Origin of the sequence: Amycolatopsis sp. NPDC026612 (genome assembly GCF_040638285.1) — a bacterium.
Lineage (GTDB): Bacteria > Actinomycetota > Actinomycetes > Mycobacteriales > Pseudonocardiaceae > Amycolatopsis.
Window position 1 is genome coordinate 274,776 of sequence record NZ_JBEZYB010000002.1, and the last position, 16,296, is coordinate 291,071.

At 67.7% G+C, this 16,296-nt stretch carries 12 protein-coding genes; 5 read left to right on the forward strand and 7 right to left on the reverse strand.

From position 1 onward, the window contains the following. On the reverse strand, positions 1-1,059 hold the full coding sequence (locus AB0F15_RS03665) for an AAA family ATPase (RefSeq protein WP_360264578.1): 1,059 nt from the start codon (positions 1,057-1,059) through the stop codon (positions 1-3). Further along, positions 1,037-2,566, reverse strand: a complete 1,530-nt coding sequence (locus AB0F15_RS03670; RefSeq protein WP_360264581.1) for a hypothetical protein — start codon at positions 2,564-2,566, stop codon at positions 1,037-1,039. The genes AB0F15_RS03665 and AB0F15_RS03670 overlap by 23 nt, the downstream gene beginning before the upstream one ends. 78 nt (positions 2,567-2,644) lie before the next feature. On the opposite strand from AB0F15_RS03670, the gene AB0F15_RS03675 reads away from it, so the two are divergent. The 3 genes from AB0F15_RS03675 to AB0F15_RS03685 all read left to right on the forward strand — a co-directional run bounded on the left by AB0F15_RS03675 (position 2,645) and on the right by AB0F15_RS03685 (position 5,065). After that, the gene (locus AB0F15_RS03675) at positions 2,645-2,875 is read left to right on the forward strand and encodes a hypothetical protein (RefSeq protein WP_360264584.1); all 231 of its coding nucleotides are present in this window, start codon (positions 2,645-2,647) and stop codon (positions 2,873-2,875) included. 151 nt (positions 2,876-3,026) lie between these two features. Next, positions 3,027-3,224, forward strand: a complete 198-nt coding sequence (locus AB0F15_RS03680; protein WP_360264587.1) for a hypothetical protein — start codon at positions 3,027-3,029, stop codon at positions 3,222-3,224. A gap of 2 nt (positions 3,225-3,226) precedes the next feature. After that, entirely contained in the window at positions 3,227-5,065 is a 1,839-nt protein-coding gene (locus AB0F15_RS03685; protein ID WP_360264590.1) for an HEXXH motif domain-containing protein, read from the forward strand. 24 nt (positions 5,066-5,089) lie between these two features. On the opposite strand, the gene fxsT is transcribed toward AB0F15_RS03685, so the two are convergent. The 4 genes from fxsT to AB0F15_RS03705 form a co-directional block, all read right to left on the reverse strand. After that, on the reverse strand, positions 5,090-9,592 hold the full coding sequence (gene fxsT, locus AB0F15_RS03690; protein ID WP_360264593.1) for an FxSxx-COOH system tetratricopeptide repeat protein: 4,503 nt from the start codon (positions 9,590-9,592) through the stop codon (positions 5,090-5,092). A gap of 1 nt (position 9,593) precedes the next feature. Continuing rightward, on the reverse strand, positions 9,594-10,685 hold the full coding sequence (locus AB0F15_RS03695; RefSeq protein ID WP_360264596.1) for an AAA family ATPase: 1,092 nt from the start codon (positions 10,683-10,685) through the stop codon (positions 9,594-9,596). After that, positions 10,669-12,159, reverse strand: a complete 1,491-nt coding sequence (locus tag AB0F15_RS03700; protein WP_360264599.1) for a hypothetical protein — start codon at positions 12,157-12,159, stop codon at positions 10,669-10,671. Before AB0F15_RS03700 ends, AB0F15_RS03695 begins: the two co-directional genes overlap by 17 nt. A 114-nt stretch (positions 12,160-12,273) precedes the next feature. Further along, positions 12,274-13,185 (reverse strand): hypothetical protein, encoded by a 912-nt coding sequence (locus AB0F15_RS03705; protein WP_360264601.1) that lies wholly within the window; start codon positions 13,183-13,185, stop codon positions 12,274-12,276. A gap of 118 nt (positions 13,186-13,303) precedes the next feature. On the opposite strand from AB0F15_RS03705, the gene AB0F15_RS03710 reads away from it, so the two are divergent. Beyond that, positions 13,304-14,509: a low temperature requirement protein A gene (locus AB0F15_RS03710; protein ID WP_360264604.1), complete on the forward strand. Its 1,206-nt coding sequence runs from the start codon at positions 13,304-13,306 to the stop codon at positions 14,507-14,509. Here AB0F15_RS03710 and AB0F15_RS03715 read toward each other — a convergent pair. Beyond that, positions 14,504-15,328 carry a helix-turn-helix transcriptional regulator gene (locus AB0F15_RS03715; RefSeq protein WP_360264607.1) on the reverse strand — a complete coding sequence of 275 codons (825 nt, stop codon included), beginning with the start codon at positions 15,326-15,328 and terminating at the stop codon, positions 14,504-14,506. The two genes, AB0F15_RS03710 and AB0F15_RS03715, sit on opposite strands and share 6 nt — an antisense overlap. Before the next feature lie 100 nt (positions 15,329-15,428). Here AB0F15_RS03715 and AB0F15_RS03720 point away from each other — a divergent pair, with 100 nt between their 5' ends. After that, a complete protein-coding gene (locus tag AB0F15_RS03720; RefSeq protein WP_360264610.1) occupies positions 15,429-16,229 on the forward strand; it encodes an SDR family NAD(P)-dependent oxidoreductase in 801 nt (266 codons plus the stop codon). Positions 16,230-16,296 lie beyond the last annotated feature (67 nt).

Here is a 16,296-nt window from a genome sequence, read left to right on the forward strand (position 1 = left end):
TCACGGCACCACCGAGTTCAGCTGCCGCCAGAGCGCGTCCACCAACCGCGGCCAAGAATCACCTTCATCGTGATACGCCCCCGAAGTAGCCAGGTATATCGCTTCGAGGAGTTTGTCGATCGGCAGCCCCCCGAACGCCTCGCTCCGGCTGACGAACTCCTCGATGATGCGGGACCGGTGTGCATCGCCCGGATCGAGTGCGTGTGCCGCCACCATGGCCGCCAGTTGCTCGACGTCCGGATCCTGGATTTCGAGCCGCAGGCACCGGCGGAGGAAGGCCGGCGGGAAGTCGCGGTCACCATTGCTGGTGATCACGACGAACGGGAAGGCCACACATCGGACGCGGCCGTCAACGATCGTCGTCGTCATGCCGGGATCGGCCGTGAAGACCTCGACCTCACGGGTCCGGCTGCGCATCCGCGCAAGTTCGGGAATCACGAACTCTCCGTCCTCGAACAGGCTGAGCAGGTCGTTCGGCAGATCGGCTTCGCTCTTGTCCAGCTCGTCGATGAGCAGCACGCGAGGCAGCCTGCGGGGCAGGAAGACCGTCCCGAGGTCACCGAGGCGGACATACTCACCGATCGGCGGTTCCTGGTCGCCGTTCCGTGCGGCCGAACGAGTACCGGCGGCCGCCTGAGCCCGGCCGATCGCGTCGTAGGCGTACAGGCCGGCCCTCAGTGTGGTGTGGGACGTGATCGGCCACCGGAGGACTCGGCCCAGCCTGAGCTCGCGGGCGACCCGGTACGCGAGGCTCGACTTACCACTGCCGGGCCTGCCGGTCACCAGCAACGGCCGCCGTAGGTACAGCGCCGCGTTGACCATGTCGATCTCGTGCGAGTCGACGTGCCTGGTGATCAGCCGGTGCTCCGACCCCAGCCGCCGGGTCGCCTCGCCCTCGTCCGGAGGCACGACGTCCTCGTCCGGCAACGGCCCACCGTCGAACGCGCGCCACGGGGGCGCGGGTGGAAGCAGATCGGCGAGCGTGGCACCGTCGAGCGGCCGGCCGGTACCGCGGTAGATCCACCAGTCCGGCCGTTCAGGACGCTTTTCCCCGTTCATCCGCATTCTCCCGAGTCACATCCGACAGGTAAGGGTCATCGTCCAGAAAGATCAGTCTGCTCGGGTCGTCCCACAGGATCACCAGGTCGCCGGCGATCCGCAGGTCGACGGGGATCGTCACCTCACGAAACGCCGCCCGCCGGGAATCCTGCGTCCGCACGGGGAGATCGCCGAGTCCGCTACCGTCGATGAGCCAGGCAACGAGTTCACGAACCACCTCGGCGGGCGCGTGAGGGTGCCACAGCAGGGCCGGAATCCCTGTCCGCAATCCCGTCGCCAGTTCGTCCTCCCCCGGTCGCGGCCGCGCCGGCGGCGGTTCGGCGAGCACCATCACCAACCAGCGTCCGTCGCTGAGGGTGGCGTCGAGCCGATGACGCTTCGCAGTGTCTTGAGGTCGGCAGTAGTACACCCGTTCAGCGGAGGGGTTGCCGAGCATTGCTTCCCACCGTATCCGCCACGCGCGATGCCACTGCCGGGAGAACATCCGTTCCAGTGAGCGGATGACGATCGGGTAATCGAGGGAAAGCGGCCGGGGATCCCCTGTCTCGTGTTCCTTGCACCACCGGTGCACCGGCAAGTTGACCAGTGCCCGCGGCAGAATGAATTCGAGCGCCACTTCCTCGCGGTATTCCGCCCAAGCACGCTCGGCGTCGACGACCAGCCGGTCGACGTGGTGCTCAAGGTCCACGCTCTGGACCGTGGCCATCCCACCGCGGGCAGGCGGCCACTCCCGTGGATCTTCCTGCCGCCAATGGGAAACGACGTGCCGGTCGGGGTCGATGCCGTCCACTTCCACCATGATCACCAAGTGCAACCGCAGTCCGTCACTGGCACCGGGCTTGCGTTCGGCACGCAGTTCGTGCAACCGAGCCTCACCCTGGACCCGCCGTGCCTGCCAGGTGTTCCATTCTCGAAGTTCATCACCCAGCTGCCGCGGGCATTCCGCGGCGACGAGTTCGATGAAGGTCAACGCCGGCGGCAGTCCGTGCGCCGGCGTGTTGAGCTCGGTCAGCAGACAGAACGCCTCCCAGGCGTCACCCGGTTCGCCGGCGGGGTATGCCGCAGGGCTCGCCGACCGTCGGAGGAGGGCGCCCAGCCTGTGCGGGGCGACTCCGGCCAGCGTCGAACGCAGCCAACGCAATTCGGAATCCGGCAGCAGGTCGTGCATTCGCGGTTCACGCACGAGCCGGTGCACATGCTCCGCTTCCGGGGAGCCGGGCCGCAGCATGTGGACAGCCTGGTCGAGCGCGCGCATCCCGCCATCCGCTCTGGCACAGGCGTTGACGACGTCGATCAGCTGATCCCGTCCGATCGCGTGTTCGGAGAGGGTCAACGAGAAGCCGAGATTGTCGTGGATCAGGTCCACCAAGAGCGACCGGCTCGGTCGATCGGCGGCCAGCCCGGCGCTGGCGAGAAGATTGACGATCGCCTCCCGGACCGCGACGCGAACCGTCGATGGGATGTGCAGCTCACGGCTCGGCCCGTAAGTTCGTTCTCCGGCCGACACTTGACGAACCACCTCCCGCCCGGCTGCCCGGGAACGGTGATTTTACCCATCGACCCCCGCCGTAGGAGTGGGCAAAAGATGGACAACGTGTGGGCCGGAGACGCCGAACTGCCAAGCTCGCGGATTCCGTCAGATGCGCGAATCGGTGCAGCGCCGACAGAAATTGACGGACAGTTGATCATCGCCGGCAAGCCGTCGCGTGCGATCGTCGGCAGGCCGTCGCGTGCGCTGGGCACCGCAACTGCGCGCCTTCTGGTGCGGAATCCAGTGCATTGTCGTGTACAGGACGATACGATTCATGATCACTGATGCGTGCCGCGGACGTGCGACCCGGTCCCGCGAGCAGCCGACTTCGCATCACCCGAACGGCGCACTGCATACGTCCCTGTCGTAACGACCCAGAGTGCGGGATAATGCGAAGTGGGCCGACGGGGTCCGTTCTCCCTGCGAGAAGGGAATCGTGATGCAGGCAGCTCGTTCCGGCGCAGAAGAAGGAATCGAATCGGAACTCATCGATCTCAGCGGCGTTTCGCTCACCAGACTGCGCACGCTGGAAGGCGGCGAAATGCGGAGGTCATTACGACATGCGGTGGAACGCGTCACCCATATCCCGGTGACCGCAAGCGGTAGCGGCAGCGGCGCGAAACGGGTCGATTGATCGTGGAGTCGTCGGAATCTCCGGATCCTGCCACGGAACTAGGCCGGCATCAGCTGCTGTGGACGGACTTCGACGCGATCGCGCGCAGTCAAAGCAGCCCTGATCAGCTGCGCAAACTGCGATCCGCTGAGCGAAGCCGTCGGCTTCTGCTGCTGCGTGGCCTGGTCGAAGTGGTCACAAAATCCGAAGACCTGTACTCCCCGCTGCCGTCACCGGATACGGCCTGGGAACTGCTGGCCAGGGTCGAACGGGCTGCTCCTCATGAGCTCGACGCGATTCTTTCCCACCCGTACACGGGAACTTGGGCCGGCTACACGACTCGGCTCTACCAGCACGACGTCGCCGGCGTCTGTCCCTTCTGGGTGCATCTCGGATACGTGCACTGCCTGGCGGCGGCAGCAGCCGTTCGTGCCAGAATTCCGTTCGAGACGGAGCTGCCGGTGTGGCGGGGCAACGCCGTGCTACCGACGCTCGGACTGGCGCACCTACGGGCTGAAGCGCCGTTTTCCCTGGCCACCGTCCGGAGTTCACACGGCATCGTCGAAATCCGCGATCGGCATTCAATGGTCCGCCTGCCTGCATGCCCGTCCACAGACGCACCAGGCTGGTCCCCGATCCGGAAGACCGTTCTGTGGTCCGGTGACCAGCGGCTCGCGATCCGGCTCGACGACCTGGATCCGTATCGCGGGCTATACGAGCCAATTCCGCCGGAGCCGTTGCACCCGGTCGAGGTCGAATCGTGGCGAACCGTGCTCGACGGTGCGTGGCGGCTGCTCGTCCGGCACCTACCCGCCGTCGCGGAGGTCCTCCCGGTCGGCCTGGATTCGATCGTACCGGCGCCGGCCGTCCCGTTCCGGCTGCCCAGCGCGTCGACCGGGGAGGCGTTCGGCAGCGCGATCGTCGCCTACGGCGAGGATCCCGCCACGCTCGCGGCCGCGCTCGTCCACGAATTCCAGCACATCCGGCTCGGTGGCCTGCTCCACCTCGTCCGGCTCAGCACGGACGACCCGAGGGAAAGACTGTACGCACCGTGGCGCTCCGATCCGCGGCCGATCGGTGGAGTACTTCACGGAATTTACGCCTTCTCCGGCGTGACATCGTTCTGGCGCGCGCTGGCCGCCGCCGAACCGGACAACGAGCTCGCCGCCTTTGAATTCGCCCTTTGGCGCGAACAGGTCTGGCGCACACTCGCCACGGTGCGCGTCGACGAGAGCGTGACCCCAGCGGGCCGCCGGTTCCTCGACGGCGTCGCCGCGCAACTCCGGCCGTGGCAGACCGAACCGGTCGACACAGGCACCCGCAGGTGGACCCGCTTCGCGGCAGAAGACCACTATGCAGCCTGGCGGACCAGACATTTGCGTCCCGATCCCAGTACAGTCGCCGAACTGGCCGCGGACTGGCGAACCGGGCTCTCGCGGCCCCGATGCGCCGTAGCCGGCCCGCCGGAGCCCCGGATGCCGACCCCGGTGCCAGACGGGGATTGGCAGGAGGCTCGCACGGACCTGATCCGGCTTCGCCTCGGACCGGGCGGCGCCGCTCGATTAGCTGAGGACGCGTCTTCGGTCCCGGGGGCGACGGAAGCAGACCTCCACTTCGTGGCCGGGCGGCCGGTGGATGCAGCAGCCGAGTACCGGCACCTGCTGTCCGTGGACCCGGACGACCCGTCCGCGCTCGTCGGCCTCGGTCTCGCCCTATCGGCACGGAGCACCGGACCGGCGTCGCGGGCGTTGCTGCACCGCCCGGAATTGGTCCGGGCGGTGCATCGTCTACTGCGCGACGAACCGGGAACGACTCCGTCAGTGGAAGCGATCGCCGGCTGGGTGGGGCGGTTCACCCACTGAACCACCCAACCGCGAGGAGTTCCCCTACAACGGCATCGGATCGATGTCGCAGTCCGCCCGGACGCCGCGCGACGCCGACTCCGTGCCTGGGTGTTCTTCTCCGAGCACCATTCGGTACCGCGTCATCACGTCCTCATACAGCGCATCCGCCTCAGCGGTATGCCCTATGACCCGCAGGTCCAGCGACCGGTTGAGCTGCACCGCCAGCGCGGTCGGGTGGTCTTCGCCCAGGACACGGCGCGCCCGGTCCAAGAGGTCGGCGTCGAGAGCGGCTGCCTCCTCTATTCGGTCAAGTGCGAAGAGGTCACTGGCGAGGTTGATTCCACAGACGATTGTATGCGGGTGGTCCTCACCGACCTTCTTGCTCAACCCGGTCCGCGCTTTTTCGTCGACCACGCGCGCGCTCGCAGGATCGCCACCGAGCCGCAGGCTCACGCCGAGGTCGAGCTGCGCCGACAGCGTGTGCGGGTGGTTTTCCCCGAGGTTCTCCCGGTAAAGGTTGTACACCTCTTCGCCGAGCGCCTTGGCTTCCGCGAACCTTCGCGCATGCCGGAGGTCGATGGAATGCCCCAGCGCGCAGGCCATCGCGTTCGGATGGCTGTCGCCATAGCGGATGCGGAACCTGCGCAGTGCTTCGCTCGAAAGTTCGAGCGCTGCGCCGTGGTCACCGTCCTTGCGGCACGACACCGACTGGTAGTAGCGGCGGCGCAACGTCCCGATGCTGTCGCCACCGAAAAGCTGTTCGGCTCGCTCGGCGATTCGCTCGATCTCGATCTTGGCCCAGGAGTAGTGTCCGAGTTCGCGGCGAGCGAGAACGAGCAGTACCTGCGTGGCGATCGTCTCGACGTTGTCGAAGCCGAAGGTTTCAACACGGCGGGAGTAAGTTTTTTCAGCAAGTTCGCGCGCTTCCGCGTACTCCCCGGTCAGCAGGAGCGCCACGATGAAGTCGTGCGCCGCACCCAGGGTGGCAGGGTCATCTTCGCCGAACAGGCCACGGGCATTGACATAGATTTCCGAGTTGCGCTGCCGCGCCTCGGAAAAGTCACCCCGCGCCTTGAGGATGAGCGCATAGGTGAGCTGCGCGCCCAGTGTCTCTTCACTGGCCGGCCCGAGCGTTGCCGTGTAGCGATCCAGCGTGTCCTGGGCGACCTTGGTGGCGTCGTCGTACCGTCCTACCACCCAGTAGAGGAACGCGAGCTGCTTGGAAGCAGCCAGTTCCAACAGCGGCGGGTCTTCAGCCAGCTGTTCGCCCCGGACCACCCGCTGCTCCCGATCACTTGCCCACGCCTTGACCGCCCGCTCGGCGAGAGCACGCGCACCCTCGTGGTCACCCCAGTGATAAAGGAACATGAACAGGTTGATTACTAGCTGACGGGCCCACGGATCGTCGCAATCGGTCAGCTCGGCGTCGTAGATATGCGGGAGGATCTCCAGATAACGCGACCAAGTCTCCGTTGCAGCAGGATCGTTGGGGTCCATTTTCGCCAGCAGCAGATGCGCGCCGTGGCGCATTTCCAGTCGGTGCTGGTCGCTCATCCTCCCGCGCAGGACGAGTTGCACCAAGCGGTGTAGCAACAGGGTGTTGCTACGGTGGTCGATCTTCGCCAGGCTGTACCGGTTGACGTCACGAATCGCACGCCCCAGTCGCATGGGGTCGCGCAACGCTGCGTCGAGTTCCGGAGCGATCGAAGCGTCGCGTACCCCGGTGAACAGGCTGCGCGAGATGGGCTCGGGGGCGAAGAAAGCGCAGACCTGGAGCAATTGGTGCGCTGCCGGGCTACGGGAGCTCAGCTCGTCGAACGAAACGTTCCACGCCGCGGCGACGGATACCTCGTAGTCATTGGGTGCGGCGGTGTCGAGTATTTCGGTGACCTTCTCGTCGAACAGAGCCAGGTAGTCCCGCGCCGGCATGCCGGTCTCGGCCAGCCAGGCGGCCGCCTGCTCGATGGCCAGCGGCAGGTCGCCGAGCTTCTCGGCGATGAGGTCGGCGTCGGCGTCGGCGAGTTCGGAACGACGCAGGGCGAGCAGGTTCTTGCTCTCTTCGCGTTGGAAGACGGCGACTTCCAGCGGCCGCGCGATGCCAGCCCAACTGGGGTTGCGCGAGGTCACCAAGATCTGCCCCGGTCCGTCCACCGGAAAGAACGGCCGTACCATGGCCGGATCCTCGGCCGAGTCGAAGACCAGTAACCAGCGCCGGTAGGGACGACCCAGCCGCAGGGCCTCCTGGACCGCCGGGACTGCGGTGATGGCTTCTTCGGCGCCGGGCAGCCGCAGGTGCTGGGCGAGTTCGGTGAGCGACCTGCGGATCTGAGTGGTCTGGGTGGCCTGGACCCACCAGACGATGTCATAATCACTTAGATGTCGGTAGATATATTCCACCGCCATCTGCGTCTTGCCGATACCTCCCATTCCGTGCAATGCTGCAGGCAGGACGGCCGTTGTCCCGGCTCCGAGGCGTTCGCTCAATTGATCGAGCAGTTCGCGCCTTCCGGTGAAATTTGGATTTTTGGGTGGTACTGCACCCCAAACGGGTGGCGCCTCGTCACCGGAACGGCGCTCGCTTCGGGGGGTTAGATCGGCAACCTCCCGAACGATCTTAGTCCGTACGGCCGCAGACCGTTCGGTAACAAGTGGCGGTATATCGACATTTTCGGTGTCGAGCTGGACCACGGTGTTTGCAGGCTCGCTTGGGGAACCCGCCGGCTCGAGTTCCTGCGACATAGTATCTCTCACCGCCGAGAGCGTAGTAGGTCGATCGCCGGGTTGACCACTCAGAGTAGCGGATGATGGGCCGAGTGGGCCAAGAATCGTAGTCGTCGGGTTACCGCCGTGTTGACCAACAGCTGCAATTCTACCCTCCAGCCGGTCCGCACGAGATAAATATGGCCCAGATAGCGCACGCATAAGGTCACGCTCCAGGGCGATGTCCGCCAAAGTAGCCGCAGGCAGTGACGGGTCAGGCGTGGCGTCCGGAGCCGCCAATGCGGCCTGCAGGCGCGCCAGTACCGGATTCCGGTCACCGAACCGCCGTGACGCGCTGATCACCGCGTGGGCCGTGTCCGAGCGTCGCGCGCCTCGCAGGAGCAACTGACGGACGTGGTCGGAGAACTCCCAGTGCACCCGGTCCCACGGGGTTCCGTCCCGGACCCGCTTCAGCAGCCCGCTCGTGAAGACCTCGGCAAGATGATCGGGACCGGAACCCGGGATCAGCTCCGCCTGCAGGGTCCGGGCAACGCCAACATCCACCGGCACCGCCGCCAGCAACGTCGCAAGCCGGAACGCTGACGGAGAAGCGAAACTGTGAAAATGCTTCACTTTTTCCCGCGCGGATCGTTCCGACTGCTGACCCGTACCACGTTCACCCGGCCGCGGCTCGTCGCGGGCGAGCACTACGGCGGCTTTGCGGTCGACACCACCCACTCCGGTGACCATCGAGGCCCACCAGCCGAGCCACCGGTTCTGCAGTGCGAGCACGGGCACCGGGACGGCACCGACGGTGAGCTCGGCGGCCTCGGCAGGATCCAGGAGCACATCGGCCGACTGCACGCCATAGGTGCCGCTGGGCCGCAATGGCCCGGGCGGGGTGAGCACCGCCTGGTGGATCCTCATCCCGCCACGAAGCCAGAGGCGCTGCGGCAGCAGGTGCACGATCGCGACCGGCATGGCCCGTCCCCACCGGGCGAGCATCGGCGAGACAAGGTCTCGGTGCCACGCGTCGCTGACCCCGTCGGTCACGACCAGCAGCAGGCTCCGATCCGACGCGCCGATGACCTCGCCCGCCCCGCGCGTGGGGGCATCGGCCGTGCCACCGCGCAGGGTCGGGCCGAGGACCTCGCCCCCTTCCGAGGCCCCGGTCTTGCCGGTTTCCAGCAGCCGGACCCGAACGGACCTGAACGCTCCCAGACGTTCCAGAAGCCGGACAAACGCGTTCACCGTCGGCGTCCACAACGCCATCGACGGGGAGGAGTCGACGACGAGCGTCAGGTCAAGCCAGCGACCACGCCGCCGCCTGGTGACCGGCAGCCATGCCCCTGTCTGCGCCGCTTCCTCCGCAGTGCGGTCTTCGTCGAGCTCGACGTCGTCCGCCTGCTTCGAGAACACTTTCCGTTTGAACGGGCGGAGGGCACGGACGAGCTCAGCGGCGCCGGGCAGAACCGGCGCCGTCGCGGCGGTGAAGTCCGCGTCGGGTGGGGGCCCTCCGGCCCGCGGTGCCAGCGGACCGCTGTTTCCCGCAGGTTCCGCGGTGAACGAAGCCCGGTCGGCCACCGGCGATTCACGATCGGATTCGCTCTCACCGTCGGTGTGTGCGAGCGGGCGTTCGCCGGCCTCTCGCGGAGGCGGCTCCCGGGGCGCTCGCCGGTTCTCCGGATGCTTCGGGAGCGGGGCGGCCGGCCGCTCCGGAGGCATGGTCGGCCGCACAGCCGGCACCGGGGCCGCGTCGATGGCCGCCGTGAGCCACAGGCCGTCACCGAGTTCGGTCCACGTCAGGTCGTGGTCACCCGCAGTGGGATCCGGCCGCTCCGGCATCTCACGGCACCTGCTGGCTGAGCTGCCGCCAGAGGGAATCGACGAGCCGCGGCCACGCTCCGTCCTCCGGCCGGTAAGCCCCTGAGGTAGCCAGGAAGACCGCGTCCAGCAGCTTGTCCGCGGGCAGGCCCCCGACGGCAGCGCTGCGCGCGATGAAGTCTTCGATCAACCCGGCCCGGCTGCCCTCCGGGTCCAAGGCATGTGCCGCGACCATCGCCGCGAGCTGGCCGGCGTCCGGCTCACGAGTCTCGAGCCGCAGGCACCTCCGGAGGAACGCAGGCGGGAACTCCCGCTCGCCGTTGCTGGTGATCACCACGATCGGGAACGCCGCACACCGGACGCGGCCGTGGTGGATCTCGGCGGTACAGCCGGGATCCGCGGTGAACACTTCGGCCGACGTCGAACGGCGTGCATCCCTGGCCAGCTCGGGGATCACGAATTCGCCGTCCTCGAACAGGCCCAGCAGGTCGTGGGGCAAGTCCGACTCCGACTTGTCCAGTTCATCGACCAAGAGCACGCGTGGCAGCCGTCGCGGCAGGAAAGCCGTGCCCAGCTCACCCAACCGGACGAATTCGCCGATCGGGACCTCGCTGTGCGCTCCCGAGCCTGCCCCGGCGAGTTCCTTCCACGCCGCGGCGGCCTGGACCCGCCCGATCGCGTCGTAATCGTACAACCCCGACTTGAGCGTGGTCTGCGAAGTGACGGCCCAGCGGAGAACCCGCCCCAGGCCGAGTTCCCGCGAAATCCGGTAGGCCAGTGACGACTTGCCACTTCCCGGACGCCCCGTCACCAGCAACGGCCGCCGCAGGTACAGAGCCGCGTTGACCATCTCCGCCTCGTGCGGGTCGACATCGCGGGCGGAGTAGCTGAGCTCGGTCCCCAGCTTGCGCTCGATCTCGCCGTCGTCCGGCGGGAAGACGTCCCGCTCCGGGAGCGCGGCTCCCCGGAAGGTGCGCCATGGCGGCGGATCCGGCAAGCGGTCGGCCAGCCGGACGTCGTGCAGCGGCCGTCCAGTCCCGCGATAGATCCACCAATCGGGCGGGCTGTCCGGGTGGGATGGCCCGCCGACGCGGTTGTCAGGAAGCTCGGTCACGTTGATCGGCACCTCCTTCGGTGTTCCCCACGATCCCGGTTTCGCCGATGGGAAGCAATCGATTCGGATCGTCCCACAGCACCACCAGGTCCATGAGTGCTCCACCATCGCCCGACGACGGCGGATTCCGAAGCACGTCCAGCCGAGACTCCCTTATCAGTGCGGGCAAATCTCCCAATCCACCACTGCTTTCGGCTAACCAGGCTACCACTTCACGGACCACTTCCGAAGGAGCCGTGGGGTGCCAGACGATGACCGGGACCCCGGTCCGCAACGCGGGCAAAAGCTCGTCCTGCCCGGAGATCGCGCTGACCGGCGGCGATTCGGCCAACACCGTCATCGCCCATTGCTCGTTGCTCAATATCGCTTCGAGCCGAAGTGGATCGCGGCGGTCCCCGGCCTGGCAGAAATACACCCGATCGAACGAAGGATCGTCGACCCACGACTCCCACCGCTGCCGCCAAACGCGGTGCCAGCGCGGCGCACTCATCCGTTCCAATGACCGCACGACTGTCTGATAGCCGAGGTACAGCGGCCTCGGCGCACCGGAAGCACGCTCGGTCGCCCAGGAATGTACTGGCAGGTTCAAGAGCGCACGCGGCAAGACGAACTCGACCACCACGTCGGAGATCACCTCCGACCAAGCTTGTTCGGTTTCGTCGATCAACACGTCGACGCGGCGCTCCAACTCGCTTTCGCGGACCAGCGCGGCGTCTCCTCCCGATAGCAGCCGATCATCCGGATCTTCCTGTCTCCAGCAGGAAAGCTCGTACAGGTCTTCCTCGATGGGATCCGGGCGCACGACGATCAAGAGGTGGAGCCGGCCCGGAGCCGGACGGACGGCCGCCAGTTCCGCTCGCAGCTGACCCAAGGCGTCCCCAAGGCGAAGCCGCCGCACCTGCCCGTCGGACCAAGCGCGCAATTCAGCCGCGAGGCCTTCGTCGCATTCGGCGGCGATCAGTTCGACGAAGATCAACAATGGAGGCAGCTCACCAGGACCGGCATTGAAGTCGGCGAGCCCGGAAAACGCCGAGGACGCGTCGTCATAGCGAGGCGGCGGCGAGACGTAGCGGGCGGCTCGGCGCACCGCCATGCCGAGTCCCGGCGGCGCGAAACCCGCCAATCGTTCCCGAAGTTTCTCCTGCTCGGCTTCCGGGACGACTTCGTGCATCCGGACCGACGTCACGAGTGCGCGCACCTCCGCGCACTCCTTGCTGCTGGGACGCAGGAATTCGATCACGTCCGCCAGTGCGTTCAACCCTCCCGCGAGGCGGCAGCACGCGGAAACGATCTCGATCAATTGATCACGACCGGTCAACTGGTCCGAAAAGGTGAACGGCTGATCGAGGGCCTCCCTCAGTTCGCTCACCATCAGGGTGCGAATGGATTTGTCGTCGGCGAAACCGGCCACCACCAGCACGTCCACCACTGCCTTGCGGACCGCGATACCCAGGCCGGGATGCCCTTGCTTCACCCTCACCTCCACCCCGAGAAGCGCACCGAAGATCGCGAGTTTACCTGTTCGGCGTAATCGCAAAAGGACAAAAACCTGACACGCGCGACACCACTGAAAGGGGGACCGGCCACTTCACCGCGTCGGCCGCTCGGGCCACTGGTCGATGATCGCGGCCAGCGCCACCACTTGCGGCGATTCCGGTTCGACGGTTCGGACCGCGGCGAGCAGGGCCGCCAACCCCCCGTCGAAGCGCAGGCACGTACGCGCCAGTGCGATCACCTGCAGGCGATCTTCGGCGTGGTGCGGCACGAGGTCGGCGATTTCCCGGCGGGGGAACAGTTCGAGCAGCAGTTGCCGGCTTTCCGTCTTGCGCACGCACGGCACCGCGAGCAGCGCTTCCACGAGCGCCGGAAGGTCCGAAGGCGCGGGCGAAGCGGGCGCGAACAACGGGACCCCGTTCGTGACGGCGCCCAGCAGCCGCAGCCAGGCTTCGGTCTTCGTTTCCTTGTTCTCAATGGGAATCCGGTGGTACGAGGGCGCGTCCGCTGCCGGATCCGCGCGAACGACGTCCCGGTAGAACGTGTCCGACACGACCAGCGCCAGCAAGGCTTTCGACTCCTTCAACGCCTTCTTGACCTCGGCCGCGTCCAGCAGGCGGAACGCGTGGCTGTTCGCGTCGCTGATCGTTCCGTTGCTTCCCTGGTAGACCTCGCCCGCGTGCAGCGCCACCCGCAGACACACGTTGGCCTCGGCGGCGTGCACCTCGTTGTAGCGGCGCAGCTCGGCCAGCATCCGGTCGGGCAGCTCGGCCACCAGGTCCGCCTTCGCCACCTCGGCCGGCAGGTGGATCATCACGCCGTCGCCGGTGTTCTCCCTGAACAGCGTGTCCCAGGGGATCCCGGTGTCCGCGAACGCCGCGCGCATGAGCTTCCAGAACCCGTCGTGGATGACCAGCCGATGCGCGGTCGTCCGCTTCGGGTCGTTGTAGCCGGCGATGTCGACGGCCATGATCGTCTTGTGGTGCGCGGCCGCATAGGAATGCACGACCCACCTCCCCACGTCCGTCGCTCATTGTCCCAGACCCATGCACGCCCGGCCATGTTCGCGCAGGGCGTTACGGCAAAGCCGCAGCCTCTTGACATGTTTTCGTCCATAATTCGGCGTGCCCACGACACGCCTGCACCTGGTGAGCGCGGATGAGGACCACCGCGTCTCGACCATCGAACTCTTCTTCGACCTGGTCTTCGTCTACGCCATCACCCAGGTCACCCAGCTGATGGCCGACCACCTGAGCCCGGTCGGTGTCGGGCAGGGGCTGGCCATGCTCGCCGTCCTGTGGTGGTGCTGGTGCTCCTACGCCTGGCTCGGGAACACCATCCACGTCGACCACGGGATCGCGCGGCTGGCCATGTTCGGGGCCATGGCCGTGATGTTCCTGGTGTCGCTGACCATCCCGGAAGCCTTCGTCGACCACCCTGGCGGGCTGTTCGCGCCCGCTCTGTTCGTTGCCTGCTATGCGCTCGTGCGGTTGCTGCACCTCGTTGCCTATCTGGGCGCCGCGAAACACGATTCGGGGCTGCGGCGGGTGCTGCTGAAGATGTTCGTCGGGCTGCTGCCGAGTGTCGTCCTGCTCGGCGTCGCCGCCTTCCTGAGCGGGCCCTGGCAGCTGGGGTTGTGGGTGGTGGCCTTGGGAATCGATTACCTCAACGTCTACCTCGCCGGGCCGGAGGGCTGGCGGCTCGAAGCGCCCGCGCACTTCGCCGAGCGGTTCGGGCTCATCGTGATCATCGCGCTCGGCGAGTCGATCGTCGCCATCGGCATCGGGATCGGGGCGCTGCCGATGTCGTGGCTGGTCACCGGGGCGGCCGTGTGCGGGCTGGCGCTGGCCGCGGGGATGTGGTGGACGTACTTCGACGTCGTCGCGCGGGTGTCCGAGCACCGGCTGACCCGCGCGACCGGGGTCGAACGCGCGAAACTGGCCACCGACTCCTACACCTTCCTGCACCTGCCGCTGATCGCCGGGATCGTGCTGGTCGCCCTCGGTCTCAAGAAGGCCTTCCTGTCCATCGCCGACACCGAGCACCACACCCCCGGCGAAGCACTGCACGGTGTGCCGATCTGGGCGCTGACCGGCGGTCTCGCGCTCTACCTGATCGCGCTGAGCTCCCTGCGCAAGCGCAACCTCGGCAGCTGGAACCACCAGCGGCTGGTCCTCGGCGTGCTGCTGGTCGCGGCGACGCCGGTGCTGGAACACGTGCCCGCCGCGGCGCTGCTGCTGATCGTCGCCGCGATGGTGCTCGGGCTCATCACCTTCGAACGGCTGCACTTCGGCGAGTGGCGCCGGAACGTCCACGCCCAGCACTCATGACAGCTCCGGGCCGACGACCGACAGGAGCTCCAGCTTCTCCGCGTCCACGGTCCCGGGTGTCGCGGTGAAGACCAGCAGCACCTGGGCGTGGTCGTCGGTGAACAGCAGCTGGCAGTCGAGCGCGATCTCGCCGAGGCTCGGGTGCACGATCGTCTTGCGCCGCTCGGCCGGCACCGCGACTTCGTGCGCTTCCCACAGCTTCGCGAACTCCGCGCTCTTCGCCGTCAGCAGCCGCGCCAAGTCGGTGGCCCTGCGGTCGGTGGCGCTGGTGGCCCGCAGGCTCGCCACCAGGAACCGGGCGTGGCCCTGGCGGTCGGACGCCGGGTAGCTCCGCTGCTCCGCCGGGTCGGTGAACCACCGGTAGACGGCGCTGCGCGCGGGGCCGCTGTGGCCGGTTTCGTTGCCGAGCAGGGCCTCGGCCTGCCGGTTCTGCACGAGCGTCTCGCCCAGGTTCGACATCACCTGCGCGGGCGTGTCGTGCAGCCGGTCCAGCACGCGCATCAGCGGCGGGCTGACGTGGTCCGCGCGTGACACGCGGGTCGGCGCGGTGTGGCCGGCCAGCCGGAACAGGTGGTCGCGCTCGTCCAGGGTGAGCCGCAGTCCGCGGGCGATCGCGGCGAGCATCTGCTCCGACGGCCGCGGCCCGCGCTGCTGCTCGAGCCGCGTGTAGTAGTCGGCCGACATACCCGAGAGCGTCGCGACTTCTTCACGGCGCAGTCCGGACGTGCGGCGACGCTGCCCTGGCGGCAATCCGACGTCGTCCGGGCGCAGGGCCTCTCGGCGGCGGCGCAGGAAGTCGGCGAGCTCGGTGCGGTCCACCCCGTCGATTATCGGCGCCCGCCCGGCCGGTGCCAGGGACCGCCGATCCCCCGATCGGCGCGCTCTGCCGCGGCCTTCGGAGCGCGGCGACGCTGAGCGCATGACCACTTACCTCGTCACCGGGGCCGGCGGCGGCCTCGGCGCCATCACCGCCCGCGAACTCGCCGCCCGGGGTGACCGGGTCGTGCTCGCCGTCCGCGACCCCGCCCGCGTCACGCCCCCGCCGGGCGACACCGAAGTCCGGCGGCTCGACCTCGCCGACCTGGCCTCGGTGCGCGAGTTCGCGGCCGGCTGGTCGGGCGACCTCGACGTCCTGATCAACAACGCCGGGGTGATGGCCGTGCCGTACGCGAAGACCGCCGACGGCTTCGAGACGCACATGGCCGTCAACCACTTCGGTCCGTTCCTGCTGACGAACCTGCTGCTGCCGCACCTCACCGGCCGGATCGTGACCGTGGCGTCCGGGCTCTCGCGGCTGGGGAAGATCCAGCTCGACGACCTGAACTGGGCGCACCGCCGCTACTCGCCCGTGCGGGCGTACGGACAGTCGAAGCTGGCGAACCTGCTGTTCACGCAGGAGCTCCAGCGGCGGCTCACCGAGGCCGGCCGGGACGTGCGCGCCGTCGCGGCCCACCCCGGCGTCGCCCGGACGGGCCTGGACCGGCACTTCGGCCGGGTGTCCGCGGCACTGGTGAAGACGCTCTATCCGGTGATCGCGCAGAAGAAGGCCGAATACGGGGCCCTGCCGATCCTGTTCGCCGCGACCGAGGACGTCCCGGGCGGCGCCTACGTCGGTCCCGGCGACCGTTCGGGTGGGCGTCCCCGGCTCGAACGACAGCGCCCGGACCACGAACTCGCCCGCGAACTGTGGGAAGTTTCGGCCCGGCTCACGCGCCGGTGAACCCGCACTGGCGCGATCGCGGCCACCACGCTAACCTACTCGCGAGTAGGTAACGGGATGGAGGGCC